A 25,915-nucleotide genomic window follows, 5' to 3' on the forward strand; every position below is an offset into this window, starting at 1 on the left:
GAGAGTGACATTTACCACTCTCGATTTGCAATCAACTCTTCCATTTCAATTTCTAGATAACCTGAATCCTGCACAACCATCATCATTGCCTCAGCAATATAGTCAGCAGCAGTATCATCTAAGCTTGAATCTAAGTCTTCAAATTGTGGTTTCATCTCATTGATTTCAATCATCGTCTGATGGGCAAAACGATAGATTTCTGATTCAGATAAATCAGTGCGACTAACTTTTTTTGAAAACTGGTGAATATGTTGTTTGACTTCAGCAACCAGAATATCGGGATAATATTCATCGTCAAACATTGGGAGAAGTAAACTTTCAAACATAACAAATAATATGTCAATAAAACGCCATGCTTATATCACAATCTCGTACAAATCACGATATTTAGACATAAAAAAAACGATAGTTTCCGACCACCTTTATTATCGTATATGGAATGGATACATCTTCCGCTCAAATGGATAGATGAATTTATAAAATAAATCAAAAATTAAACTGATAATTCAACAGCATATTTTGATAATTGATCAAAAGTAATTGAAGCACCCCCACAAACAATTACCAGTACATCATCTGTTTCAGTGAACGCTATTTTCTGATCATAAAGCACTGATAAAGTAGCACCGCATGCTGGTTCAACCAGTGTCCGATGGTCATCTAAAAACTTTAGGCAAGCGCGTACAGTTTCCCCATCTGAAACTGTAAGTCCACGCACATCATTATTTTGAGAAACACGAAAAGCTTGTTCACACACTTTTTTTGCAGCGAGTGTCGTTGCAATACCTGTAACTTGATCTAGTGTGACATGCTCACCCAGTTGAATGGATGTGTTCAATGAAGCTGTTCCGACTGTTTCTACGGCGTAAATTGGAATATCCAGATGATGCTTTTGCAAGCCTTGTGAAATACCAGAAATTAGACTGCCACCACCAACAGATAACACAACAGCTGTAGGACGAATGCCTTCAGCAATCACCTCATCAACAATTTCAGCAACACCATCCCAAAGATACTGATGATCAAAAGGATGGATATAAACTGCATGATCATTTACAAAAGAAAGCGCAAGTTCATTGGCATCTACCCATGAATCACCATGAACAATAACCTCAGCACCCTCACTTAACATCAAGTCAATCGCTCTTTGAGATGTGGTTTTAGGCACAACAACCGTTACAGGAATATTTAAAACTTTTCCCATGTAAGCAACCGAAATACCAGCATTACCACCAGATGAACTAATGAACTTGGTAGCCCCCTGTTCAACATATTTTTGGCAAGCATTTCCAATGCTTCGTTGTTTAAATGAACCCGTTGATTGTGAAGACTCCATTTTCAACCAAACATTGCAGTTATTTAATTCACTTAACTTACTGGATTTAATCAACGGTGTTTTCATATCAAATATCATTTCATGGTTATTAAATTAAAAATCATTTATGGTCGGTCTCAAAAGGAATCGACCATGTTGTATGACCAAAATATTAGTTTTGTTTGGCACTGAGACTCTTAGCAATTTTTGCAAGATCAATAAACTCTTCACGCATTTGATAAGGATCAGGTTTTGCTGATTGTTGGGCTAACTGGATGATTTGGTCCCAGCCCATCGCACCATTGTACTGACCACCTTTTAATTGCTGAGCGTATGATGCAACTGCGATTGCAAAACGGGTGTCATTATTGGCTTGGGCGAGTGTTTTACTTTTCACATTAACCGCTTGACTCAATAAAATACTTTTTTCTTGATTTGGCAATTTATAACGTAAATTCACGAAAGCATATTCAGATTTTTTAGCAGTATCCGATTTTATAGGTGCTTGATAACGTGAATCATTTAGCCAGCCTTGCTGACCGACAGGAATAATTTCATAGATCGCAGTGACATTATGCCCAGCGCCTATATCACCAGCATCAACCTTATCGTTATTAAAATCCTCTTGTTTCAACATACGATTTTCATAGCCAACTAAACGATATTCTTTGACAGTTGCTGGATTAAACTCTACTTGTATTTTGACATCTTGGGCAACCGTTGCCAGCGTAGAAGATAGCTGACGTTGTACCACTTTTTTCGCTTCATTTTTGTTATCGATATAGCTGTAATTACCATCACCAGCATCAGCGATTTGTTCCATTAGCTCTTCATTGTAATTACCCGTGCCATAGCCGAGCGTTGTCAATGAAATACCACTTTTACGCTTCTCCGCAACCATGCCTTTTAAGGTATTAAAATCAGTAATACCTACATTAAAGTCACCATCAGTCGCTAACAAAATTCGATTAATCCCATTTTTAACAAACGCTTTCTCTGCTTCTTTATAGGCCAATTGAATCGCCTGCTCACCAGCCGTTGCGCCACCAGCTTGCAACTGATTAATCACACGTAAAATCTTATCTTTCTGCTCACCTGATGTCGGCTCAAGTACTAACTTTTCCCCACTCGCATAAGTGATAATCGTCACTTTGTCCTGTGGGCGTAATTGTTCTGTCAATATTCTTAAGGTTTGTTTAACCAATGGTAACTTATCATCTGCATTCATACTGCCAGAAACATCGACAAGAAAAACTAAATTAGCAGGTGGTAATTGTTTCGTGCTTAAATCTTTGGCTTGAATCCCAATTTTGATCAACTTGGCATGTTCTTTCCACGGTGAATCAACCGTTTCAGTGATCACAGAAAAGGGATGTACGCTATTTGGTTGCGGATATTGATAATCAAAATAATTAATCATTTCTTCAGCACGAATTGTATCAACTGGCGGTAACCTCCCATCATTCAAATAACGGCGAGTATTGGTATAACTCCCCGTATCAACATCAATGCTGAAAGTAGATATTGCATCATCAGCAACTCGATGAACTGGATTGACCTCATTCTTCTGGTACTTCTCAGTATTCTGTTCTAATCGCGGTCGCTCAATACTTGGCATTACAGCAACATAAGCTGTTGGAGCGATTAATTTACGGGAGCGATCTGCTCCAAAATTTGCAGTTGATACTGGTGCCGGCGCAAGCTCAGTAGCAATCCCACTATATTTAGCTGGGTTACTACATGCCACAACCATATAACTCAGTAGCGTTAACCCAAATACTTTTGTTGATTTTTGCATCTCTTATTTCCCCTAATTTTGTTTTGTATTTTCAAATAAATAGTCATATTGAGAGCATTGTAAGCAAAAAAATAAAGATACACCGTGTCCGTATGTATCTTTATCTACATCATTTCTCTTTAATTTTATTTAGCAACAAGCATCGCTTGCCAAACTTTTATTGCATCAACAGTCGCTTTAACATCATGTGCTCTTACAATGCTTGCACCTTGCTGAATACTCAATATATGTCCCATCACACTCCCCACAGCACGTTCCTGAGCAGGGATACCATTTAGCGCCTCACCAATAAATCGCTTACGAGACAAACCCGATAAAATAGGGTAACCCATTCGATTAAGCTTCCAAAATTCATTCAGCAATTGAAAATTTTGCTGTGCATTTTTAGCAAAGCCAAAACCAGGATCAAGGATAATATTTTCAACTTTAATACCTACTGCAAGCGCTTGATCAAGACGTTGTTGTAACTCTTGAATCACATCTTCAGTCACATCTTGATATTGATCCAACTGATTCATATTAGTGGGTTCACCACGCATGTGCATCAGCACGACAGGAATATTCAAGTCAGCTGCTGTTTCTAAAGCCAGTGGTCGAGTTAATGCCCGTACATCATTCCAAATATGCGCACCAGCATCAACAGCCGCACGGATAACCTCTGGTTGACTGGTATCAATTGACATCACCACATCGTATTTTGAAAGTGCTTCTACGACAGGAATGACACGGCGTATCTCTTCTTCAACTTCAACAGCTGATGCATTAGGACGTGTTGACTCTCCACCAATATCAATAATAGTTGCACCATCAGCCATCATCTGCAAAGCATGTTTAACAGCTTGGTCTTTTTGATGATGCTGCCCGCCATCACTAAATGAATCAGGCGTTACATTCAAGATTCCCATAACATGAGGTTGCGATAAATCTAATGTAAAACGACCACCTTGTAATTGTCGCTGTGGTAATGGCATCAACTGCATCAAAACTCTCCACACTTTAATGATGGTATTTTAACAACAGATAATGCCTGTCATGACTGATTTATTTTCAACTTAGTCTAAAATCCAAACAAAAAAAGAGCGACCGAAGCCGCTCTTTTTATTACAACGAATATTAGCCCATTGCTGGCAAAGGTGGTGGTGTAGATGGACCATCTTTAGGTGGTTCAAATTCAGCCACAGGGTTCTCAGCAACATACACTTTCGGTGGTTGTGGTTCACGACCTTCCATGATGTCTCGGATTTGGTCACGATCAATCGTTTCCCATTCCATCAAGGCTTTTACCATTGCATGTGCGATATCTTTATTATTTTCCAAGATATCACGCGCAACCTTATATTGTTCATCTAATATACGACGAACTTCTTCATCAACTTTTTGTTGCGTTGCTTCCGAAATCGTACGGCTACCAACATTACCAAAGAAACCATTTTGGTTTTCATCTTCATAGACCATTACGCCAAGTTTATCTGACATACCGTATTTCGTAACCATTGCACGCGCCATTTTCGTTGCACGTTCAAAGTCATTCGATGCGCCGGTCGACATTTGATTGATGAAGACTTCTTCAGCAATACGACCACCAAACAAGATTGAAAGTTCATTCAACATCTTATCTTTATAGTGGCTCGTTTGATCTTGTTCTGGAAGCTGCCATGTCACACCAAGCGCCCAACCACGTGGCATAATAGTAACTTTATGCACAGGGTCTGTACCCGGTAAAATTTCAGCAACAATCGCATGTCCCGCTTCATGGTAAGCCGTCGCACGACGTTCTTCTTCACGGATGACCATCGACTTACGTTCTGGCCCCATGTAGATTTTGTCTTTTGCATCCTCAAAGTCATGCATATCGACCGTGTTTTTATTACGGCGAGCAGCAAACAATGCAGCTTCGTTCACTAAGTTTGCTAGTTGTGCGCCAGAGAAACCAGGTGTACCACGGGCAAGGACTTTAACATCAACACCAGTTACAGACGGAAGCTTCTTCAAGTGAACATTTAAAATTTGCTCACGACCACGTATGTCTGGTAAACCAACCATCACTTGACGGTCAAAACGACCTGGACGAAGTAATGCTTTATCAAGAACATCTACGCGGTTAGTCGCAGCAATCACGATAACGCCTTCATTGCCTTCAAAACCATCCATCTCAACAAGCATTTGGTTTAAGGTTTGCTCACGCTCATCATGACCACCACCTGTACCTGAACCACGATGACGACCAACAGCATCAATCTCATCAATAAAGATGATACAAGGTGCATGGCGTTTCGCTTGTTCAAACATATCACGAACACGCGATGCACCAACACCAACGAACATTTCGACAAAGTCAGAACCAGAGATACTGAAGAAAGGTACTTTAGCTTCACCAGCAATTGCTTTTGCTAATAATGTTTTACCTGTACCTGGAGGGCCAACCATCAATACACCACGGGGAATGGTCGCACCAAGACGTTTAAATTTGGCAGGGTCTTTTAAGAAATCAACGATTTCAACCACTTCTTGTTTTGCTTCATCACAACCAGCAACATCACTAAACGTTAACTTAATTTGATCTTCAGATAACATTTTTGCTTTTGATTTACCAAAACTCATAGGGCCATTTTTGCCGCCAGCACCACCACCCATATTACGCATGAAGAACATGAATAATAGGATAATAAGTAAGACTGGGAAGCTCGCAATGAGAAGTTGCATCAAAATGCCTTGACGTTGCGGCGCTGTACCCTCAACCACTACATTTTGTTTATTCAAGCTTGGTAGCAATTCAGTGTCTTCTACTTGTGGACGAACCGTTTCGAAAGAAGAACCATTGGATTTTTCACCACTAATATTTAAACCGTCAATTGTGACTTGTTTAATCTGCCCAGCATTCACCGCTGCCACGAAATCTGAGTATTTCATCGCTGCAGGTTTATTGCGGTCACTGACGTTGCTAAAAATCAAAATCAGAACACCGAGTATGATGAGCCACAATACGGCATTCTTGAAGTAATCGCTCAAGGCTTTATTCCCATATCAATCTAATTTGATCATACCTAATCTTGGCTGACCTTCACAAAAACAGCAATGAATTTGCGTTGCAAAAAACTTAAAAGGTACAAAATGCACAATTTTTAACAACTTGGCAAGTACACTTTTTATTGCAATGCCTTTTTACGACCTTGCCCAATCAAAAAAACCTCTTTTGATCGCGCACGTGAAGCCGCAGGTTTGGCTGTTTTTAATACATCAAAACTATCGACCACTTGTTTTCTGAACTCATCAAAACCAGAACCTTGGAACACTTTAACCACAAACTGTCCGTTTGGTCCTAATACTTTCTGAGCAAAATCCAAAGCCAATTCACATAAGTAAATTTGACGAGGTTGATCAACAGCCCTATTACCTGATGTATTGGGGGCCATATCAGAAATTACAATGTCTACTTGACGCCCATTTAAAATATTTAACAATTTTTCAAAAACTTCTTCTTCTCGGAAGTCACCTTGTAAAAAGGTCACATCTGGAAGTGCATCCATTGCTAAAATATCAGAGGCAATGACTAAGCCATTTGCACCGACTAATTTACCAGCGATTTGAGACCAACTTCCTGGTGCTGCACCTAAGTCAACCACCGTCATACCAGGTTTGATCATTCTATATTTTTCTTGGATTTCGAGTAGCTTATACGCTGCCCGAGCACGATAGCCCTCCTTTTGTGCCTTTTTCACAAACGGGTCATCTAAGTGCTCTCTCATCCATGCACGACTGCTTTTAGACAATTTTTGATTGGTAATGCGTGTCGCCATAACTCACTAAATTAAAAAAACTTCTGATAAGTCATTGTACGTGAAAATTACTCTCATTACAGTACGGATGTACTTCATTCACACGAAGTTTTACAGATTTTTTCCGATAAGTATAATTGATGATTCCAAGTGTGTTTTCACACAATTTATTCTACATGCTGGCATGCTAAATCTATCTAAGATTCGGGATGCAAGTTATACTAAGTCGTTTTTCCAATCAGGTATTTTTAATGGCGGCTTTATCTATCCATGAACGTAAACGTTTACGTCAAATTGGTCATGCACTTAACCCAGTTGTAATGATTGGCAGCCAAGGTCTTACAGAAAGCGTCATTGAAGAGACAAATCGTGCACTTAATGATCACGAATTAATCAAGGTGAAAATTGCTGGTGAAGATCGTGATGCTCGCGCCGCTGTCATTGATGCGATTGTTGAAGCAACTGGCGCAGAATCTGTACAGAAAATCGGTAAAATTGTTTTGCTTTATAAAAAAGCTGCAAAACAAAACCAACATCTTTCTAACTTAGTTCGCTTTGCTCATTTAAGTAATAAGTAAGATCAATGGCAAGTTATGAACTTTCCGCTTTCGATCGCTTCAGTGCCATTACTGTCGTTGGAGCAATTGAGCAAGAGACCCCAGCCACGTTAAATATTGGCTTTTGGGTACGAGATCCCAATCAGTTTTTAATTTACCCAGAACAAATTGCAGCACATCCACGCCAAGACTATTTATGGGAACAAACTTGCTTTGAAATTTTTATTGGTGTGAAAGATCAAGATTTTTATCGTGAAATTAATCTTTCCCCATCTCAAGCTTGGCAAGTTTATCAATTTGAAGAATATCGTTTTCCAGAAGAGATGCCGCCCCTCGCAGCATATGACATTGAATTAAATCATTTACAACGTACCCATTATGGGTTGAATGTAAGTTTAGATTTATCTCAATTTATGCGACAGCACCAATTAAAGTGGGCTGATCTCTATCTTGGTTTAAATGCTGTATTGAATACCACACAAGGTATGCATTATTTTGCAATGCAACATAGCAGCCCTCAAGCTGATTTTCATAATAAGCGCGATTGGCTACACCAATTCTAAAAATAAAAAAGCGAGAAAAGACTTTCTCGCTTTTTTTAACTTACCACTAAAGTACAGAATTAGCTTGCACGAACTTTATTCCAAGCTTCAACCGCTTGCTCTTTAGTACGTTTAAAGCTGCCAACCAAAGTATCTTTATGTTTCACAGAGATTTGGCTGATGTCATCTTTTAATTCTTTACTTACTTTAGTTAAATCTTCGATTAAAGCATTTAACTCAGTTTTTAATGCATTTGTTAATTCAACCAAGTTACCTTGTGAAGAATTAAGTTGAGTTTTTATCACTTCAATACGCTCTAAAAGGTCTTGCTTGATTTGAGCAAGTTGACCTTGAATATTTTGATTTAACTCTTTAGCTTCCGCCTCGATTTTCTCTTGAGTTTCAGCAAGTGCTTCTTTTACCTGCTCTTGAGTTTCTGTGATCACTTCCTTTGCTTGTTCTTGAGTTTCAGCAATCACTTCTTTCGCCTTAGCAGTTTTCTCAGCAACAACTTCTTTTGCTTTTGCTGTTTTTTCTGCAACCACTTCTTTCACCTCAGCAGTCTTTTCAGCGACAACTTCTTTCACTTCAGCTGTTTTCGCAGCAACAGTTTCTTTAGCCTTTGTTGTTTTTTCAACAACAGCTTCTTTCACTTCTTCAGTTGCAGCTACAGCGTTTTGATTCTCAGCCATGTTGGTTCCCCTCATTATTGATTGTTGATTTTTTGGCTTAATATAAGATAAAGCTCTTTCTAGTTGGACCAATAAAAAATTGTTAGACAATTTGCATAATATCTCACGATGCCGATAAAAGAATGAGTTATTTGGCAATAGACAGATTTGTACTTAAGCTTTTAAGAGAATTCGACCAATTCCTGATTTTATAAATAAAACACATAGACTTTTCACGTTCTCATGCGTATAATGCGCTGTTAAGTTACAAGCGAGCAGACTGGAAGGAGGGGCATGTTTTTAATAGACAGCCTGCCTTTTTTTATGTCTTCTCGCTTTTTTACAGCCTTATTTTTGTGGTTTTAGTTCAGGAGCTTTGGTTTGAGCACCCCCGCCATTTTAGCCCTCGCAGATGGAACGGTCTTTAAAGGAACGTCTATCGGTGCATCGGGATGTACGACTGGTGAAGTCGTTTTTAATACTGCAATGACTGGTTATCAAGAAATCTTGACTGACCCTAGTTATGCGCAACAAATTGTGACGTTGACTTATCCTCATATTGGAAATACAGGCTGTAATAGCGAAGACGTTGAATCAGGTCGCATCCATAAAGTATGGGCGAATGGTTTGATTATTCGTGATCTTCCTTTATTACATAGCAACTTCCGTTCTGAACAATCATTAAGCGAATATTTAGAGCAACACAATGTTGTTGCTATCGCTGACATCGACACACGTAAGTTGACTCGTATTTTACGCGACAAAGGTGCACAAAATGGTTGCATCCTTGCTGGTGAAAATATCACAGAAGAAGAAGCAATTGCGAAAGCACGTGAATTCGGTGGTTTAACTGGTTTAGATCTTGCGAAAGAATGTTGTGATCCTGAAGGCTTTGAATGGACTGAAGGTTCATGGACTTTAGGGAATGGCTTCACTCAACCAGAATTAAAATACCATGTAGTTGCATACGATTATGGTGTCAAAACCAACATCTTACGTATGCTTGCAGACCGCGGTTGTAAATTAACAGTTGTTCCTGCACAAACACCAATTGAAAAAGTTTTGGCGTTAAATCCAGACGGCGTGTTCTTGTCAAATGGTCCTGGTGATCCAGCAGCATGTGACTATGCAATTGAAGCAGTTAAAACACTGGTTGATACAACAAACTTACCTGTATTCGGTATTTGTTTAGGTCATCAAATCCTAGCACTTGCTTCTGGTGCGAAGACGATGAAAATGAATCATGGTCACCACGGCGCTAACCATCCTGTACAAAACCTTGAGAATGGTACAGTGATGATTACTTCTCAAAACCATGGCTTTGCTGTCGATGAAAATACTTTACCTGCAAACTTAAAAGTGACACATCGCTCACTGTTTGATGGTACAAACCAAGGTATTCATCGCACTGACAAACCAGCATTTAGCTTCCAAGGTCATCCTGAAGCAAGTCCTGGTCCACATGACTGTGCCCCATTGTTCGATCATTTCATCGAACTTATCGAAGCAGCTAAGAAGTAATTAAGGAGCGAATAATGCCTAAACGTACGGATATTAAAAGCATCTTAATTATTGGTGCTGGTCCGATTGTCATTGGTCAGGCGTGTGAGTTTGACTATTCAGGTGCGCAAGCATGTAAAGCGCTTCGTGAAGAAGGTTACCGCGTTATTTTGGTAAACTCTAACCCAGCGACCATCATGACTGACCCTTCAATGGCGGATGCAACTTATATCGAGCCAATCACTTGGCAGACTGTTGCTCAAATCATCGAAAAAGAGCGTCCAGATGCAGTCCTTCCTACTATGGGTGGTCAAACTGCATTGAACTGTGCGCTTGCATTAGATGAGCACGGTATTTTAGAAAAATACAATGTTGAATTGATCGGCGCGAGTAAAGATGCAATCGAAAAAGCGGAAGACCGTAAACTTTTCGATATCGCAATGCGCAAAATCGGTTTGGAATGTCCAAAAGCTGCTATCGCTGAAACAATGGAAGAAGCTTTAGCTATCCAAGCTGGTTTCGGTTTCCCTGTCATCATTCGTCCATCATTTACGATGGGTGGTTCTGGTGGTGGTATCGCTTATAACCGTGAAGAATTCCTTGAAATCTGTGAACGTGGTTTTGACCTCTCTCCTACTCACCAATTATTGATTGATGAATCATTGATTGGTTGGAAAGAATACGAAATGGAAGTTGTTCGTGACAAAAACGACAACTGTATCATCGTATGTGCGATCGAAAACTTTGACCCAATGGGCGTTCACACAGGTGACTCAATCACTGTAGCTCCTGCGCAAACATTGACAGACAAAGAATATCAATTGATGCGTAATGCATCTGTTGCAGTTCTTCGTGAAATCGGTGTTGAAACAGGTGGTTCAAACGTTCAGTTCGGCATTAACCCGAAAGACGGTCGCATGGTCGTGATTGAGATGAACCCACGTGTATCACGTTCATCTGCGCTTGCATCTAAAGCAACAGGTTTCCCGATTGCAAAAATCGCGGCGAAACTTGCAGTCGGTTACACCCTTGATGAATTGAAAAATGACATCACTGGCGGCGTAACACCAGCATCTTTCGAACCATCGATTGACTATGTTGTAACGAAGATTCCACGTTTCAACTTCGAAAAGTTCCCACAAGCTGAGCCAGTATTAACCACTCAGATGAAATCTGTGGGTGAAGTAATGGCGATTGGTCGTAACTTCCAAGAATCTGTACAAAAAGCACTTCGCGGTCTTGAAGTTGGTGTATGTGGCTTTGATGAAAAAGTTGAAGCAGGTACAGCCAATGCCAAAGACATCATCTTAAAAGAACTTAAAGTGCCTGGCCCAGAGCGTATTTGGTACGTTGCTGATGCATTCCGCCACGGTTTCTCTTTAGATGACGTATTTGAAGCAACAAAAATTGACCGTTGGTTCTTAATTCAAATCGAAGACATCATTAAAACAGAAGCTCAAGTAAAAGCTTTAGGTTTTGGTGACTTGAATGCTGACAATATCCGTTCATTCAAACGTAAAGGTTTATCGGACCTTCGCATTGCGAACTTAATGGGTATTTCACAAAAGCAATTCCGTAAACAACGTTGGAACTTGGGTGTATATCCTGTTTACAAACGTGTTGATACATGTGCTGCTGAATTTGAATCAGGTACAGCATATATGTATTCAACTTACGATGAAGAATGTGAAGCAAATCCATCTAATCGTGACAAGATCATGGTGATTGGTGGTGGTCCTAACCGTATTGGTCAAGGTATTGAGTTTGATTACTGCTGTGTACACGCTGCGCTTGCAATGCGTGATGACGGTTACGAAACTATCATGGTGAACTGTAACCCTGAAACAGTTTCTACCGATTATGACACATCTGATCGTTTATACTTCGAACCTGTAACACTGGAAGATGTACTGGAAATCGTACGTACTGAGAAGCCTAAAGGCGTAATCGTACAATATGGTGGTCAGACTCCATTGAAATTGGCTCGTGCTTTAGAAGAAGCTGGTACGCCAATCATTGGTACATCACCAGATGCGATTGACCGTGCTGAAGACCGTGAACGTTTCCAACAGATGATTCAACGTTTACAGCTCCGTCAACCAAATAACAGCATCGTAAAATCTGCTGAAGAAGGTATTTCAGAAGCGGCGAAAGTGGGCTATCCACTGGTTGTTCGTCCATCTTATGTATTAGGTGGTCGTGCAATGGAAATCGTATATAACGAAGAAGAGCTTAAACGCTACCTTCGTGAAGCAGTACAAGCATCTAATGAAGCACCTGTCCTACTTGACCGTTTCCTAGATGATGCGACTGAAGTTGACGTAGACTGCGTATCTGACGGTAAAGATGTTGTAATCGGCGGTATCATGCAACACATTGAACAAGCAGGTATTCACTCAGGTGACTCTGCATGTTCGATTCCTCCTTACTCTCTTTCACAAGAAGTTCAGGATGAAATGCGTCGTCAAACGGTAGCAATGGCTAAAGAACTTGGCGTTGTTGGTTTAATGAACGTTCAGTTTGCTGTAAAAGGCAATGACATTTACGTACTCGAAGTAAACCCACGTGCATCACGTACGGTTCCATTCGTGTCTAAATGTATTGGTGAATCTTTGGCAAAAGTTGCAGCTCGTTGTATGGCGGGTCAATCACTTGAATCTCAAGGTTTCACTAAAGAAATTATCCCAACACGTTTTGCAGTGAAAGAAGCGGTGTTCCCATTCGCTAAATTCCCTGGTGTTGACCCAATGCTTGGCCCTGAGATGAAATCGACAGGTGAAGTAATGGGTGTAGGTCATACATTTGGTGAAGCATTCTATAAAGCAGTGTTGGGGTCAAATGAACGTTTGCCTGGCTTACCAACTGAAGGCGAAGTTAAACATGCATTCTTGTCTGTTCGTGAATCAGATAAGAAATACATTACTGACATTGCTCAAAAGTTAATTGCTTATGGCTTCAAACTTGTTGCAACTAATGGTACTTACCAAGTACTTCAAGCAGCTGGTTTAGAGTGCGAAGCAGTGAATAAAGTCACTGAAGGTCGCCCTCATATTGTAGACCGCTTGAAAAATGGTGAAATTCATCTTATTGTCAACACAACTGAAGGCAAACAAGCTCAGTATGATTCAGCGATGATTCGTCGTGCTGCCCTCCAAGGCAAAGTGTATTACACAACGACAATCAACGGTGCTGAAGCAGTTTGCCAAGCATTTGCTGTGAAATTGCCAATGGATGTATACCGCTTGCAAGATTTACAAACTGTAGGTTAATTCTCTACCGATAAGTCCCGTCACCTTATCGGTGGCGGGCTTTTTCTTTTTTTTAATCCTGTATTTTCCCAACCAATTTAGAGGGGACTAAAATGCAACGTTATCCTATGACTCCCGAAGGCAAGGTTGCCTTAGAGAAAGAATTACAACAGCTAAAAACAGTGGATCGCCCTCGTATCACGCAGGCAATTGCTGAGGCACGTGAACACGGTGACCTCAAAGAAAATGCTGAATATCATGCTGCTCGTGAGCAACAAGGTTTCTGTGAAGGCCGCATCCAAGATATCGAAGGTAAGCTCGGCGCATGCCAAGTGATCGATGTAAAAGACCTTGAGCAAAATGGTCGTGTTGTGTTCGGGGTAACAGTTACTATTGAAAACCTTGATACTGAAGAACGCAAAACTTACAAAATCGTAGGTGATGACGAAGCAGATTTTAAAATCAATAAAATCTCAGTGAACTCTCCAATTGCACGTGGTCTTTTAGGTAAGAGTGAAGGCGACGAAGCGAAAATTCAAACACCACAAGGTGAAGTTGAATACGAAATCGTAAGTGTGGAATATCTTTAATATTCTATATGCAATTAACCCCTCGTTTTGAGGGGTTTTTCTTCTCAAGATACACTGTGGAAATTCAATGGACTCATCTTTGATCAACTCTCCTGTTAAACATTGGTGTGAGTTCGAATTTATTTCCAAAACAGTGAAAAATCCTAATATCCATATTAAAGGTAATTATTCTTATTACTCAGCCTATTGGGATCAGGGTTTTGAACGTTGTGTTGTCCGTTATTTACATGACAAACCATCTTCGCCTGAGAAGCCAATCGATCAACTCCATATCGGTAACTTTGTTTGTTTTGGTGCTGAATGCGTGATTATGATGGGTGGCAATCAACTCCACCGCCCAGATTGGATTTCGACCTTCCCTTTTGATACACGCAGCTTTCTACCCGCTGGTGATACTGTGATTGCTGATGGTTGTTGGATTGGCAGTCGAGCAATGATCATGCAAGGGGTTAAATTAGGTGAAGGCGCTGTGGTCGGCACAGGTGCTGTGGTCACTCAAGATGTGCCGCCTTATGCTGTTGTTGGCGGAGTTCCTGCCAAAATTATCAAATACCGTTTCTCTGAATCTGATATTGAAAAATTGCTATCGCTCAAACTCTATGACTTTGATGAAAAGCAGATTTTAAAAATGCGTGAAGAATTGCAGACAGATGATGTTGAAAATTTAATAAAATACTTTTCTAATTAAATAGAGAAATTGAATATATTTTTTTAAAATGATAAATTTTTAAAAAATTTCAGAGTTTTATAGTAAATGGATAAAAGATATCAAGTTTTTGTCAGCTCAACTTTTAAAGACTTAGAGGAAGAAAGAAAACATATTATTCAAACTTTAATGGAGATGGATTGTATTCCAGCAGGAATGGAATTATTTCCCGCAGCTGATGAGGAACAATGGGACTTTATTAAAAAAGTAATTGATGACTGTGATTATTATCTCTTATTAATAGGTGGTAGATACGGCTCTTTAAGTCCAGAAGGTATCGGTTACACTGAAATGGAATATAATTATGCTGTATCCAAAGGGATGAAAGTTATTGCTTTAGTTCATGGTGAGCCTAATAATTTAGCTCAGATCAAATGTGAGAGAGACCCTCATTTACAAGAAAAACTAGAACAATTTAGAGCTAGAGTTTGTACAGGTCGACTTGTAAAGTTTTGGAAAAATTCAGATCAAATTTCAGGCATTGTTTCTTTAAGCCTATCGAAAACAATAAAGACTTACCCAGCAATTGGTTGGGTTAGAGCAAACTTGGTTCCATCTGAAGATACTGCCAAAGAAATTCTTAAATTGAGAAATGAGATTACAATTTTAGAAAATAAAATTCAGAACTTAAAAAGTAGGCCCGAAGGTATAGAAAACTTATCGCAAGGAGAAGATACCTTTAATATAAGAATTAATTTTTCTGCAAAAAAAACTAATGAAATTGAATTTTCATCACATGAAATAGTATTAAAAATTACATGGAATAATGTTTTTTCCTTCATATCACCTATGCTTTTAGACGAATGTACACAAGAAAATTTAAATGATGATATGCCTCAGATAATTAAAGTTTGTGGTAAGAAAGAGATTAATAGTTATATTTCTGACAATAATTTAAATAGTGAAAGAAATTTTTATCTTTATAAAAACGACTTTAATATGATCTTAGTTCAATTCAGAGCATTAAAACTGATCGAATTAAGCACAAAAAAACATCCCCCATCCGACAAAAATATTTATTGGACTCTTACATCATATGGCGATCAATTAATGACTCAACTTACTGCAATAACAAAATAACCTAATTGTATTAATTATATAAATATAAAATTTAATCTTAGTGCTACATTATTGAATATACAAGCTTAAATCCTCACTATCCCTATAAATTTACTAGGTTTTATTCATCTCGCAATCGGTTTAATATAAAGCCATAGACAGTATTTTAAACAAAAATTTCACAAGCAATCAGACAGTAATAATAAGGAGCAATCACCATGACTTATCAAAAAATCCTCGTTGCCATAGATGATTCAGAAATTGCAGTAAACGTGATCCAAGAAGCTGCACAACTCGCAAAAGCACTGAATAGTGAAATCACAGTCGTTGAAGTGATGACCTTAGACCCTTACCTAGCTGATGCCTATCTTAAACTTGGTCAAAGCAATGAACTGATCGAACGCGTACGCAGTTATGTACAAGAAAACATAGATAAAGCAGAGAAAAAATTTGAAGAGCTTGGCTTAACCGTTGGAACACAAATACTTGAAGGTTTTTCAATACACGAAGAAATTATCGGTGCAGCACAGAACTTAGGCTCTGATCTTATTATTATGGGATCACATGGTCGTACAGGCATTAAAAAATTTATATTAGGTAGCGTTGCCCAAAAAGTATTAGGAGAAAGTCATATTCCTGTTTTGATCGTGCGTTAATTATGTTTATGAAGATTTAACCATCGAATCTTATTAATTTAAAATCAAAGCCAGTACAAGAGTAATCTTGATACTGGCTTTTTTATATTTATTCTGATGCTAATTGAATTGGTTTTGCCTTTTCTAATACATCTTTTGGTAATTCAGTCGTAGAAACGATAGTTAATGACTGCGTATTTGCTTGAAGGTTTTCTTTCTTAAGATCATTTAATACGACATTCGTATCTTTTGTACTTAGGCTATACATTGCACCTGTCGCAGGATCAATGATCAACAAACCAAGTAAGCCACCAAAAACAATATTTCCAACATACCAACCATTAACGTGTGCTGAAACATTCACAGTTTTAGTTTCGTAGCCTTCTTTTTCAAAGATTACAGTATATTTTTCAGGTACAAAGAAACCTGAGCTTCTTTTCAAACTTACAGTCACAGGTGCTTGTCCTACATGAACTTTTTTACCTGCTTTATTTAAAATCGTAATATTACTGAGTTCTGGCGTACTCTCAAATGTCATTGTCTGAGTTCTACCAGACATAATGCTCGCACAACCAGATAAACTAAGCACAGCGATCCCACAAATAACAGCTAATTTTTTCATTTAATTACCAAATATACATATGTATTCTTTATGTATAATTATTGTAATTAAAAAATAAAATAACAGCAATATCCTTTTATACAAATCAGTCTATTTATTTTAGGATCAAGGAGTCCAACTAAAAACCTTTAAATTAATTTTATTATTTAAGAGATAAATCCCCTCGTCGGCCAATAATTGTTGTTGAATATTCTCTCCTTTTTCATTTATACGCATCACACTTATTTTTCCTTGTGAATTAATAACGCGATGCCAAGGAATACGACTCTCCTGATCCAAATGCTTGAGAACATAGCCAACCAATCGCGCATGCTTAGGAATACCCGCTAACTTTGCAATCTGCCCATAAGTTGCTACTTTCCCATAGGGAATTAAAGCAATAACCTCTAAAATCTGTCGATGCAACTCATTACTATCTTTCACAATTTCCTCTCAAAAAATCTGTTAGCATATTGAAAATCAGAACGAATTTTCTAAAGAACAATTAAAAATTGATGGACAGAGGAACATAAAAATGCGATCAAAACTGATATTGCTTACAGCCTTATGTCTGACCTTTACAGCTTCATGTACCACCAGAAAACCACCGGTGAAAATTACACCATATAAATACAAAATTGACGCAGCAAGCCATCTTCCCGTCGTCTATGTAAGCTTTGTCTACACGACCAATCGTCCTGAAGCAAAAGTATTTGATACGCGTTTGCAAATGTACAAAGAGTTAGAGATTTTAAACCGCTACTTCCTTGATGAAGATAATCAAAAAATCTTTAAGTTTAGAATCAATCATTACTACTCTTATCAAGACTTCAGCAAACGAAAATGTGAATTGGCAAATCGTTTGAATCAGCCCACTGCCCTCATTCCCGACAACATTCCCGGCGCTGTTAAAAGCTGTTTCCCAAAACGTAAAAGCAAAGAAGTGTTTTTTATTATTTATGACGCATACAATCAAAAACTCAAGTACAACGATATTACCAGTTGGGGATTTAGAAATCAGGGACAACCTTTTATCTTGATCGATTGGGAACGACTCAACTATCAAACACAAGCCGCAAGTATCCATGAAATGGGACATGCTTTTGGTTTAGGACATGTTTGTGCACCGAGAGCAAAGAAAAGTACACCAACCAATATTATGACCAGCTACGACTGTAAATTAGGTAGCGGAGGTCTACGTAACTTAGGTTTTACCTCAGAACAATTAAATACTATTTTGCAAAATTATGCCAAATACCCTTAGATTTTCAGCTCAATAAAACAACCTAATGCATTCTTTTTAAATTGATAATGACTTTGATCCAAATGTTGCGTTAGATAGTCACTTGCCTGCTTAAATTGTTTTTCATTCACAGGATATGGCTGCCAAAAAGTTTCTAAATTGTCTGTAAAAATTGGATACAGTTGCACAATTTCTTCATTAACATTAATACGAGCAATCATGCCATAAGGTAAAGCCTGATGCTTTTTATATTCACCATTGCTATTAAACACCCCATTTCCTATCCCAAAAACTACTGGTTTATCATAAATATATTGAATCGGCTGAATCGTATGTGCGCCATGTCCAATGATCAGATCAACATCGATTTGGGTAAATAATTTAGCAAGACTTTCTTGCTCTGGATGAGTTGTTTTGAAATCAATACCCCAATGACAAATCAAGATGACCTTATGGTTAGGATGACGTGTTTTATAATGGATAATCTGTTCAAATAAAATCGTATTTAGACAAGCAACTCCAGCACTCTTCCCTAATGCATAAAAATCATAATCTTGATAGGCAATATCCCGATGCCAATAACCATTAAAAATCGCAAAGGTTTTTTGCACTGTTCTAATCTCAAAAAACTGATGTGCTTGTTGTTGATCTAATCCAGCACCAATATACTGGATATTCGCCTCATCAAACTGCTGTAAGGTGTATCGTAAACTGGCAGCGCCATAATCCTTTAAATGATTATTTCCGAGACAGACTGTATTTAGATGAACTCTTTTAAATTCTTGGATCGTTTCTTTCGCTTCGGCACCCAAAATAAATGCTTTCTTATCTTGTAGAGGAGAATCTTTTTCTGAGTTAAAGACTGCCTCAAAATTCGCAATATTCAGATCATTTTCATTAAAAAAGGCTTTGATTTTTTCAAATGAATGTTGATAACCATAGCGTTGTAATGCGTCATCATTTCCTTTGCATTTTCGAATCTCAGTGTAAAACTCACCAAAGTAAGTATCACCGATGATATTGATCCATTCACTTTTTGCTTGGATCGACTTTAATGGAATCAATCCCTCTGTAAAATAATGATAATAAGGAATAATGTGATCAATGCGTTGAATTGAATCAAATAAACAAAAGATACCAATGGTTTGATTTTCTGCTCGATAGGAAAAATAAATCTGTTTATTCGCATATTCCAAATACAACACGGCATCTAGTTGAGAGCACGTTAATATCGAGCTGATCGGTGTCAGCGTATTGCCTTTGAAGCTTAGCTGCTTCTGAAAGACTTGTTGAATGATCTCAATTGGCATTAAAAAAATTGCTTCTGCCAGTTGATAAATCGCTCTAATGGTTTGAACTTGTGTATCAAGTTTAAATTTTTTTAATTCTTTCTGTAATGCGATCTGTGCCTGCTCACGACCACCTAATAACTGATTCAATAATTGCAAAGCTAGTTCTGGTGGTTGGGCAAATGCGATGTACTGTAATAGCTCTAAAACAGTATAAGCTTGTTTTTTTGAACGTCCGAAAAGGTTGTTTTGTCGACTTCCCTCTAGCTCAATCTTTTGATCCAATTTTAATTTTTCAGCTTGAATCATTTGCATCGCAAGGTACAAAACGATCCAGTTATTACAATCCACCGAAAGCGATGTTTGCCAAATCGAATGCTGAAAGTCTTCAGATTTAATCTGCGTTATTATTTTAATTTCTTGAGATAAATCCATTTATTTAAACCTCAATTTATTCATTTTCAAAATGCTGAACATAAGCAATATATCCAGACAAATTATGTTCCTGATCATCTATTCGAACGCGAAAACGATCATGTCTCACATAGAATGCATGTAAAATTTTATCTGGCCGCGCCATATACATTGCAACTTCAGGGTAAAAGAAACCTGTCCGTTGGAACTCAGTCCGAAACTCGATAAGCTTTTTCAAATCATCAAAATGTGATTGCTTGAACAGTTCTGCTAAACTGAGCATCTTCATTCTCTCAATCATTTGATACGCAGCCATCATTAACTCTAATAAGGTGGCATAACTGGTCTTTCGATTGCGAATAAAAATCATATGTCTCAGGTAGTTTTTCATACCAAAGAGAAAATACTTTTCCTCTGGGCAAATTTTCGTTAGTTCATTGGTACAGTAACTGAGCCAATGATCATGATAGCGCTCATATCTTTCAGAAATAAAACGTTCAAACATGAGCTTTACTGTACTTAATAATTTTTCTTCTGGTTTTAGTTGATACAACCGCAATAAGGCCAAAGCAGCTTCACCGTCATAATAAACAATGCGAAATTTTTGCTTTAATTCCATATTTGGATAATGCAGTACATGAGTCGTTTCACCTTCTGAATTTACCATTGATAAAATTCCATTGGCTAACTTTTTAGCATAATCCAGATATTGATTATCTCCTGTAAGCTCTTGATATTTAGTGAGCATTAAGATTGCAGCGGCATTTGCGCCTAACTTAATTTCATCTAATTTTTCTGGTTCACTTGCATCTAACATATGAGCAAGCTGAGGTTCTTGCTCGAAATAAAAATGAGCCAAGGCATAATCAATTGCTGACCTTATTTTCTTTAAATGCCCTTCATGATTATCGATCATTAAGGTTTCGATTAGAGCGTAGTTCGTGGTGCAATGCCGAATCGTATTGTAATTTCGAATACTCCGATCATAGGCAGGAAAACATCCATAAATAAATCTGCCATCTTCTTGAATCTGTGAAGTGATGAATGCTGCATTTTGCTTAATCATTTTTATAAAATGTTGCTTTTTCGGTTCCATCAAGTATCGAACACCATTTTCGGTGAACTGGCTTTGCAACTGAATCAATTGATTGTTTTCATAGAACATAGCATAGGTATCAAACGTCCATACCTGTTGCAATTCTTTAAGATTGATCTGCTTTTTTGAATCATCGTATTTTCGTAAAATACTGGTGTTGAGGTTAGCTTCATCAAAAAAGTTAGGTTTGTTATAGCTTAACCCTCGAATGATAGCTCGGCCATAAAGTTCTTGCTCTAAGAAACAACATTCAAAATTTTCATCGAAACTAATGCCTTTTCTATAGTGATTATTGTGAAATTGGTTTCTCACTGTTTGCTCAACATCATCCCATTGCTCTTTTTGAACGTTGAAAACAAAGTCAAATTTTAAAAATTCAGGTAAAGACTGTTGTGCTTCATATTGCTGATATAAAAAACTAAATAATTGTGCTTTGGCAGTAGAAAAACTCGAATACGCTGAATTCCAAACTTTGCAACGTTCCTCTCTTTCTCCATATGAAAAAAACAAGACTGTTTTCTCTACTTGCGTATAGAGTTGTACTTTTTCTAGGTAATCGAGTAATTGACTTTTTAACTGATCAATTCCTGAAATCAAAGTTGTTGTCATATTTTAAGTTTCTAGAATTTATAAATATTTTAGACAAGATAGCATAATTCTTTATCAATGAAATCAAACAAAAAAGAGAACCCGAAGGTTCTCTTTTTTTCATATCAATAATTAGAACAGATTAAGTTGGTTGTTATTGATGAGATCATTTAATGTCGTATCAACATCAATGGTAAGTAATGTCACACTGTCATGTGTTCCACCAGCACCATCACGGTCAATACTGATTGTGGTTGATGTTCCATCAGAACTTACACTCACATATCCAGCTAATGATGCTGCACTTCCATCCCCAGCATAACCTACTAAGAGATTAGAAATATCAATCACATCAGCATTTGGATCAGTTGCTGTATCACCTACATGGAAGTCATTCCATGTATCGTGACCATTACCTCCTGCATCATCAGCATTGTTTAAGACGTTGAAGATGAGAGTATCAGATCCTCCAGCAGCACTTTCAATGATGTCATTTCCAGCAGTACTGGTTACGATATCGTCAGCAGAACTCAAGTTGAAGTGCTGTCCTAAAGAGATCGTAAGCGTTGATGTCACCTCAGTTCCATCAAACGATACTAATTTATAATCAATCACATCTGTTGCTGATGAAACCACCATGTCACGTTGATAGTAATAAGAACCATCGTTATATAGATACAGCGTACCTTCTGCTGTATCTATAGATTGACCAGCAGCTAACTCATACTGACCTGTTACAGGATTCATGACATAAAGTTGTGTTCCAGTTGTTGTATCTGCAACACCGCCTAATGTATCACCTTCCAAGATATTGCCATGGATCCAATCCGCTGTTGGACTAGTCGCGGTGTATTGATCTACATAAGTGATGTTCACATCAGCATTTGTACCAACGCTCATTACCGCACCACCAATCAATGGTGTTTGAACAGTTGTGACGACACGATAAGTACCTGCTGCAAGATCAAGTGTCGATAAATCAATTGATGCGATTTCACCTATTGCAAGAACAATGCCTGAATGTAAATCAGAAGCAACTGTTGTCCATGTTGTTGGGCCTGTTTGAATTTGCAGTGCTAAGGTCACGTTAGCGTTACCTAGACCTAATGCATTTGCTGTCAACGATCCAGACTGAGCCATACTATCGTTAATGCTAAATGTTCCGCTGGTATAAGTTTGGGTAGTACCTAAAATACCGAGTGTCGTTCCGTTAGCATTGAAATAGTTATTATCCACTACATTTTGCACATCGACTAATGAATCTGCAGTATCTGCATTTGCAACAGGTGCTGGGATAACCGCATCTAATGATGGATCAACAGGGTCCCAAGTGAAGCTAACATCATTCGATCCAATTTGGATATGTAATGATGCAGTACTATCAGCTAAGCCATTTGTAGGATCAGACAATGTGTAAGTGAAGCTATCCACTTTACCAATATTTGCTGGATTTACATCTGGTTGATAGCTATAGCTACCATCGGAATTGATCGTTAACGTACCGTAGTTGCCCACGATTACTGTAGGAACACCTGCAACAATAGTCTCAACGTTGGTATTGCCTGGCTCTGCTGACGCGATATTAGTTACTGTCGTTGATGATGTTATGAAATCATGATCATAATTTGCACCATAAAGTGCTGAATTATCGTCAGAAATCACATTTCCAGTAATCGCATCACCAGTTAATGTAGGTGTTTGGCTAATATCACCATGGTTCAGTGTAATATCGGCCGTTACGTTACCAAGAGCTGTAAGCAACGTATTACTTTCCATGAACAATGTGTATGTTCCAGCAGCTAAGTTTTTAACCTCGAACTGGATCGTTGAGCCGAAGATACCTAATACATCGAGTAAACCAGTACTAGCACTATCTTCGATTACAGTCGTTGTACCATCTGGGTTAGTACGAGATAGAACAACATGTAAGCCATCGATTAAAGTACCAAGTGAACCAAAATCAACTGAAATTACTGCATCAGTGAGATTTCCAGGGTCGACTGTAAAGTTAGCAGAACCACTGGAACTACCAATCACAACACCGCCTACACCTAATAACCAATTATAGCTAATTGCATTATCTAGATTTTCAACTGTAACTGGATACTCGTAATCAATCGAAGCGACATCAACATTGCTAAATGCATCAATTGGCAATGGATCATTAATCACAGCTGGTTGTGATGGATCTGCTGCATTCCATGTCATATCAATCGTATTACTATCTAGATGAACATAGAATGTCGCTTCTGAAGTGTCTCCGCTCATTGGGTCAAATAAAGTGTAGGTAAATTGATCTACTTGACCAAGCCCAGACATACTCGCATTTGGTGTATATGTATAATCACCATTTGGATAGATAACTAACTCACCATATGTTCCTGTAATAGTTGTACCAGCTGGATCAATCGACATCCCATTCACTTCACTAATCACGGTGTTTGTTGTTGCGATATCTACATCACCATTTGTATTTGGATCAGAGATTAGATTTCCGTGAACTGCTGTTGCTTCATAGCTGTCGATAATATGTGGATTATATACATCCATCGTACCAGTCAGAGTACCACCTAAGCCAACACCGATCAGTCCATCATATGCCATGAATGCACGGTAAGAACCTTCCGTTAATCCACCGACTTGAGCAACTGGTGTAGAGCCTAACAATGTTAAATCTATTAGTGATGCATCTGTACCACCTGTAATAGACTCCCATTGTCCTGTTGTTTCATTGAATTTTTGGACTACTAAGTTATAGTCACCTAAAGCTGCAGCGCCTATTAAGGTACTGAAGCTAAAGGTTGCGACACCTTCTAAATTTTCTGCTACAGAAAACTCAATTGCATCTGTACCTAATAACTGGAAGTCCAACCCAGCCAATGAAACTAAAGCAAGATAAGAAGAAGAACCCAATGCAGCATCATCTTCAACTAACAATGGTTGAGGATCGAGTTTAGCATCGACTAGGTTATCGGCAGCTCTGATTGATCCAAGATCAATATAAAGCGTTGCTTGAGCCATATCTCCAGTCGCAGAATCAAGTAATGTGTAATTAAACTGTTCTACTTGACCAATGCCTGCACCATCAGGAAGTGGCGTGTAAACATAACTACCATCTTGATAGAAGGTAATTGAACCATAATCACCAGTGATGGTTGTACCACCAACACCAATCGCAACTCCATCTACACTAGCTACATAAGTTGTTGGGGTAACAATATCAACTTCACCACTATCATTAACATCAGTAATTACATTACCTTCCGCATCTCCAAGCTCATAACCACCGACTTGCGTTAAATCATAGGTATCCATCGTTCCAGATAAAGTACCTAAGACGCTTGCACCCAATAGACCGTCGAAAGTCATGAATGCACGATAAGTACCCTCATCTAGACCTTCTAAGGTAGCGCCAGGAGTTGCACCAATACCTAGAAGACTTAAACTAATCAGTGATGCTTCACTATCACCATGTATAGATTCCCATTGACCAGTTGTTGAGTTGAATTTTTGGACAACCAGTAAATAGTCGGACAGTACATCTGCATCAATTAAAGAACTATATGTAAATGTCGCAGTTCCCTCCTCATTTGCACCAACACTAAAGTTAACTGAGTTCGCGCCAAGTTGTAGATCTAGTCCAGCCAATGAGGTCAGAATTAGATATGTAGCGCTACCTAGAGCAGCATCATCACTGATTAATAATGGCTGTGGACTTATTACTGCATTGTCATAATTATCAAAGGCTGCTAAAGGATTCGCATCAATATCTAATGTTCCTGTATCAGTACCAATATTTCCTGCTTGGTCTGTCGCAGTAACAGTTACGATGTAACCTCCATCAGCTAAAGATGGCAAAGTATTGTCCGCTAAGGTCCAAGTGCCATCACCATTATTTGTTGCGTTATAGTCTATGCCATTTACTGTTACAACGATTAAGGCTGTTGGATCATCAGTTGTACCAGTTAATTCAGGTGTATCGTCATTTGTTGCTAAATCGTCAAATGTTACACTCGGTGCAGTGACATCAATTGTAAGCGTAGCAGCATCTGTACCTACGTTGCCTGCTGCATCAGTTGCCGTTACCGTGATTGGATAAGCAGCTATAATTAAAGCTGGTAAAGTGTTATCCGCCAATGTCCATGTGCCATCGCCATTGTTGGTCACTGGGTAATCGATACCATTCACATTAACAACAATCGTTGCGGTTGGGTCATCCACCGTACCCGTTAACTCTGGGGTTGTATCATTAGTAAATACATCAGCTATCGTAACCACTGGCGCTGC

At 38.5% G+C, this 25,915-nt stretch carries 20 protein-coding genes and 1 pseudogene; 9 read left to right on the forward strand and 12 right to left on the reverse strand.

The genetic code is table 11. From position 1 onward, the window contains the following. Positions 1-11 precede the first annotated feature (11 nt). The 6 genes from ACF8D3_RS15165 to rlmE all read right to left on the reverse strand — a co-directional run bounded on the left by ACF8D3_RS15165 (position 12) and on the right by rlmE (position 6,910). Positions 12-326, reverse strand: a complete 315-nt coding sequence (locus ACF8D3_RS15165; RefSeq protein WP_061518987.1) for a DUF5713 family protein — start codon at positions 324-326, stop codon at positions 12-14. 167 nt (positions 327-493) lie between these two features. Next, positions 494-1,402 (reverse strand): pyridoxal-phosphate dependent enzyme, encoded by a 909-nt coding sequence (locus tag ACF8D3_RS15170; RefSeq protein ID WP_392472209.1) that lies wholly within the window; start codon positions 1,400-1,402, stop codon positions 494-496. 85 nt (positions 1,403-1,487) lie between these two features. Further along, the gene (locus tag ACF8D3_RS15175) at positions 1,488-3,113 is read right to left on the reverse strand and encodes a VWA domain-containing protein (RefSeq protein ID WP_312101958.1); all 1,626 of its coding nucleotides are present in this window, start codon (positions 3,111-3,113) and stop codon (positions 1,488-1,490) included. A 125-nt stretch (positions 3,114-3,238) separates the two neighbouring features. After that, positions 3,239-4,093: a dihydropteroate synthase gene (gene folP / locus ACF8D3_RS15180; protein WP_007483049.1), complete on the reverse strand. Its 855-nt coding sequence runs from the start codon at positions 4,091-4,093 to the stop codon at positions 3,239-3,241. Positions 4,094-4,226: 133 nt separating this feature from the next. Continuing rightward, positions 4,227-6,122, reverse strand: a complete 1,896-nt coding sequence (ftsH, locus tag ACF8D3_RS15185; protein WP_004878287.1) for an ATP-dependent zinc metalloprotease FtsH — start codon at positions 6,120-6,122, stop codon at positions 4,227-4,229. A 137-nt stretch (positions 6,123-6,259) separates the two neighbouring features. Further along, positions 6,260-6,910 (reverse strand): 23S rRNA (uridine(2552)-2'-O)-methyltransferase RlmE, encoded by a 651-nt coding sequence (gene rlmE, locus ACF8D3_RS15190; RefSeq protein ID WP_004878286.1) that lies wholly within the window; start codon positions 6,908-6,910, stop codon positions 6,260-6,262. A gap of 230 nt (positions 6,911-7,140) precedes the next feature. On the opposite strand from rlmE, the gene yhbY reads away from it, so the two are divergent. Together yhbY and ACF8D3_RS15200 are read left to right on the forward strand one after the other, a co-directional pair. Then, the gene (yhbY, locus tag ACF8D3_RS15195) at positions 7,141-7,467 is read left to right on the forward strand and encodes a ribosome assembly RNA-binding protein YhbY (protein ID WP_004878285.1); all 327 of its coding nucleotides are present in this window, start codon (positions 7,141-7,143) and stop codon (positions 7,465-7,467) included. Between the two features lie 5 nt (positions 7,468-7,472). Continuing rightward, entirely contained in the window at positions 7,473-8,009 is a 537-nt protein-coding gene (locus ACF8D3_RS15200; protein WP_392472210.1) for a DOMON-like domain-containing protein, read from the forward strand. Positions 8,010-8,068: 59 nt separating this feature from the next. Here ACF8D3_RS15200 and ACF8D3_RS15205 read toward each other — a convergent pair whose 3' ends face one another. Next, positions 8,069-8,680: a hypothetical protein gene (locus ACF8D3_RS15205; protein ID WP_392472211.1), complete on the reverse strand. Its 612-nt coding sequence runs from the start codon at positions 8,678-8,680 to the stop codon at positions 8,069-8,071. A 360-nt stretch (positions 8,681-9,040) separates the two neighbouring features. Between ACF8D3_RS15205 and carA the strand changes: the two genes are divergently transcribed. From carA to ACF8D3_RS15235, 6 genes are all read left to right on the forward strand, one after another. Continuing rightward, positions 9,041-10,180 carry a glutamine-hydrolyzing carbamoyl-phosphate synthase small subunit gene (gene carA / locus ACF8D3_RS15210; RefSeq protein WP_130134495.1) on the forward strand — a complete coding sequence of 380 codons (1,140 nt, stop codon included), beginning with the start codon at positions 9,041-9,043 and terminating at the stop codon, positions 10,178-10,180. Positions 10,181-10,194: 14 nt separating this feature from the next. Beyond that, the gene (gene carB / locus ACF8D3_RS15215) at positions 10,195-13,428 is read left to right on the forward strand and encodes a carbamoyl-phosphate synthase large subunit (protein ID WP_004878281.1); all 3,234 of its coding nucleotides are present in this window, start codon (positions 10,195-10,197) and stop codon (positions 13,426-13,428) included. Between the two features lie 92 nt (positions 13,429-13,520). Beyond that, the gene (gene greA / locus ACF8D3_RS15220; protein WP_004878279.1) at positions 13,521-13,997 is read left to right on the forward strand and encodes a transcription elongation factor GreA; all 477 of its coding nucleotides are present in this window, start codon (positions 13,521-13,523) and stop codon (positions 13,995-13,997) included. A gap of 67 nt (positions 13,998-14,064) precedes the next feature. Next, positions 14,065-14,685: a CatB-related O-acetyltransferase gene (locus tag ACF8D3_RS15225; RefSeq protein WP_392472212.1), complete on the forward strand. Its 621-nt coding sequence runs from the start codon at positions 14,065-14,067 to the stop codon at positions 14,683-14,685. 66 nt (positions 14,686-14,751) lie between these two features. Continuing rightward, entirely contained in the window at positions 14,752-15,783 is a 1,032-nt protein-coding gene (locus ACF8D3_RS15230) for a DUF4062 domain-containing protein (protein WP_061515890.1), read from the forward strand. Positions 15,784-15,980: 197 nt separating this feature from the next. After that, a complete protein-coding gene (locus ACF8D3_RS15235) occupies positions 15,981-16,418 on the forward strand; it encodes a universal stress protein (RefSeq protein ID WP_392472213.1) in 438 nt (145 codons plus the stop codon). A gap of 88 nt (positions 16,419-16,506) precedes the next feature. On the opposite strand, the gene ACF8D3_RS15240 is transcribed toward ACF8D3_RS15235, so the two are convergent. Together ACF8D3_RS15240 and ACF8D3_RS15245 are read right to left on the reverse strand one after the other, a co-directional pair. Continuing rightward, positions 16,507-17,019 carry a hypothetical protein gene (locus tag ACF8D3_RS15240; protein ID WP_392472214.1) on the reverse strand — a complete coding sequence of 171 codons (513 nt, stop codon included), beginning with the start codon at positions 17,017-17,019 and terminating at the stop codon, positions 16,507-16,509. A gap of 105 nt (positions 17,020-17,124) precedes the next feature. Continuing rightward, positions 17,125-17,442, reverse strand: coding sequence for an MGMT family protein (locus ACF8D3_RS15245; protein WP_392472216.1), 318 nt, complete (start codon positions 17,440-17,442; stop codon positions 17,125-17,127). A gap of 91 nt (positions 17,443-17,533) precedes the next feature. On the opposite strand from ACF8D3_RS15245, the gene ACF8D3_RS15250 reads away from it, so the two are divergent. Further along, positions 17,534-18,262 (forward strand): hypothetical protein, encoded by a 729-nt coding sequence (locus ACF8D3_RS15250; RefSeq protein ID WP_061392417.1) that lies wholly within the window; start codon positions 17,534-17,536, stop codon positions 18,260-18,262. Here the strand turns inward: ACF8D3_RS15250 and ACF8D3_RS15255 are convergent. The 3 genes and pseudogenes from ACF8D3_RS15255 to ACF8D3_RS15265 all read right to left on the reverse strand — a co-directional run. After that, complete coding sequence (locus ACF8D3_RS15255; RefSeq protein WP_392472217.1) at positions 18,259-19,965, reverse strand: CapA family protein; 1,707 nt, start codon at positions 19,963-19,965, stop codon at positions 18,259-18,261. The two genes, ACF8D3_RS15250 and ACF8D3_RS15255, sit on opposite strands and share 4 nt — an antisense overlap. Positions 19,966-19,981: 16 nt before the next feature. Next, on the reverse strand, positions 19,982-21,649 hold the full coding sequence (locus tag ACF8D3_RS15260; RefSeq protein WP_392472218.1) for a poly alpha-glucosyltransferase: 1,668 nt from the start codon (positions 21,647-21,649) through the stop codon (positions 19,982-19,984). 111 nt (positions 21,650-21,760) lie between these two features. After that, positions 21,761-25,891 (reverse strand): annotated as a pseudogene (locus ACF8D3_RS15265) (beta strand repeat-containing protein); the annotation flags it as partial. Positions 25,892-25,915 lie beyond the last annotated feature (24 nt).

Origin of the sequence: Acinetobacter sp. YQ_14 (genome assembly GCF_043102985.1) — a bacterium.
Lineage (GTDB): Bacteria > Pseudomonadota > Gammaproteobacteria > Pseudomonadales > Moraxellaceae > Acinetobacter > Acinetobacter venetianus.

Bases quoted from the DNA above. Each gene is read 5' to 3' on its own strand.
- ACF8D3_RS15165 (WP_061518987.1), bottom strand. From the start codon at position 326: ATGTTTGAAAGTTTACTTCTCCCAATGTTTGACGATGAATATTATCCC.
- ACF8D3_RS15170 (WP_392472209.1), bottom strand. From the start codon at position 1,402: ATGAAAACACCGTTGATTAAATCCAGTAAGTTAAGTGAATTAAATAAC.
- ACF8D3_RS15175 (WP_312101958.1), bottom strand. From the start codon at position 3,113: ATGCAAAAATCAACAAAAGTATTTGGGTTAACGCTACTGAGTTATATG.
- folP (WP_007483049.1), bottom strand. From the start codon at position 4,093: ATGCAGTTGATGCCATTACCACAGCGACAATTACAAGGTGGTCGTTTT.
- rlmE (WP_004878286.1), bottom strand. From the start codon at position 6,910: ATGGCGACACGCATTACCAATCAAAAATTGTCTAAAAGCAGTCGTGCA.
- yhbY (WP_004878285.1), top strand. From the start codon at position 7,141: ATGGCGGCTTTATCTATCCATGAACGTAAACGTTTACGTCAAATTGGT.
- ACF8D3_RS15200 (WP_392472210.1), top strand. From the start codon at position 7,473: ATGGCAAGTTATGAACTTTCCGCTTTCGATCGCTTCAGTGCCATTACT.
- ACF8D3_RS15205 (WP_392472211.1), bottom strand. From the start codon at position 8,680: ATGGCTGAGAATCAAAACGCTGTAGCTGCAACTGAAGAAGTGAAAGAA.
- carB (WP_004878281.1), top strand. From the start codon at position 10,195: ATGCCTAAACGTACGGATATTAAAAGCATCTTAATTATTGGTGCTGGT.
- greA (WP_004878279.1), top strand. From the start codon at position 13,521: ATGCAACGTTATCCTATGACTCCCGAAGGCAAGGTTGCCTTAGAGAAA.
- ACF8D3_RS15225 (WP_392472212.1), top strand. From the start codon at position 14,065: ATGGACTCATCTTTGATCAACTCTCCTGTTAAACATTGGTGTGAGTTC.
- ACF8D3_RS15230 (WP_061515890.1), top strand. From the start codon at position 14,752: ATGGATAAAAGATATCAAGTTTTTGTCAGCTCAACTTTTAAAGACTTA.
- ACF8D3_RS15235 (WP_392472213.1), top strand. From the start codon at position 15,981: ATGACTTATCAAAAAATCCTCGTTGCCATAGATGATTCAGAAATTGCA.
- ACF8D3_RS15240 (WP_392472214.1), bottom strand. From the start codon at position 17,019: ATGAAAAAATTAGCTGTTATTTGTGGGATCGCTGTGCTTAGTTTATCT.
- ACF8D3_RS15250 (WP_061392417.1), top strand. From the start codon at position 17,534: ATGCGATCAAAACTGATATTGCTTACAGCCTTATGTCTGACCTTTACA.
- ACF8D3_RS15255 (WP_392472217.1), bottom strand. From the start codon at position 19,965: ATGGATTTATCTCAAGAAATTAAAATAATAACGCAGATTAAATCTGAA.
- ACF8D3_RS15260 (WP_392472218.1), bottom strand. From the start codon at position 21,649: ATGACAACAACTTTGATTTCAGGAATTGATCAGTTAAAAAGTCAATTA.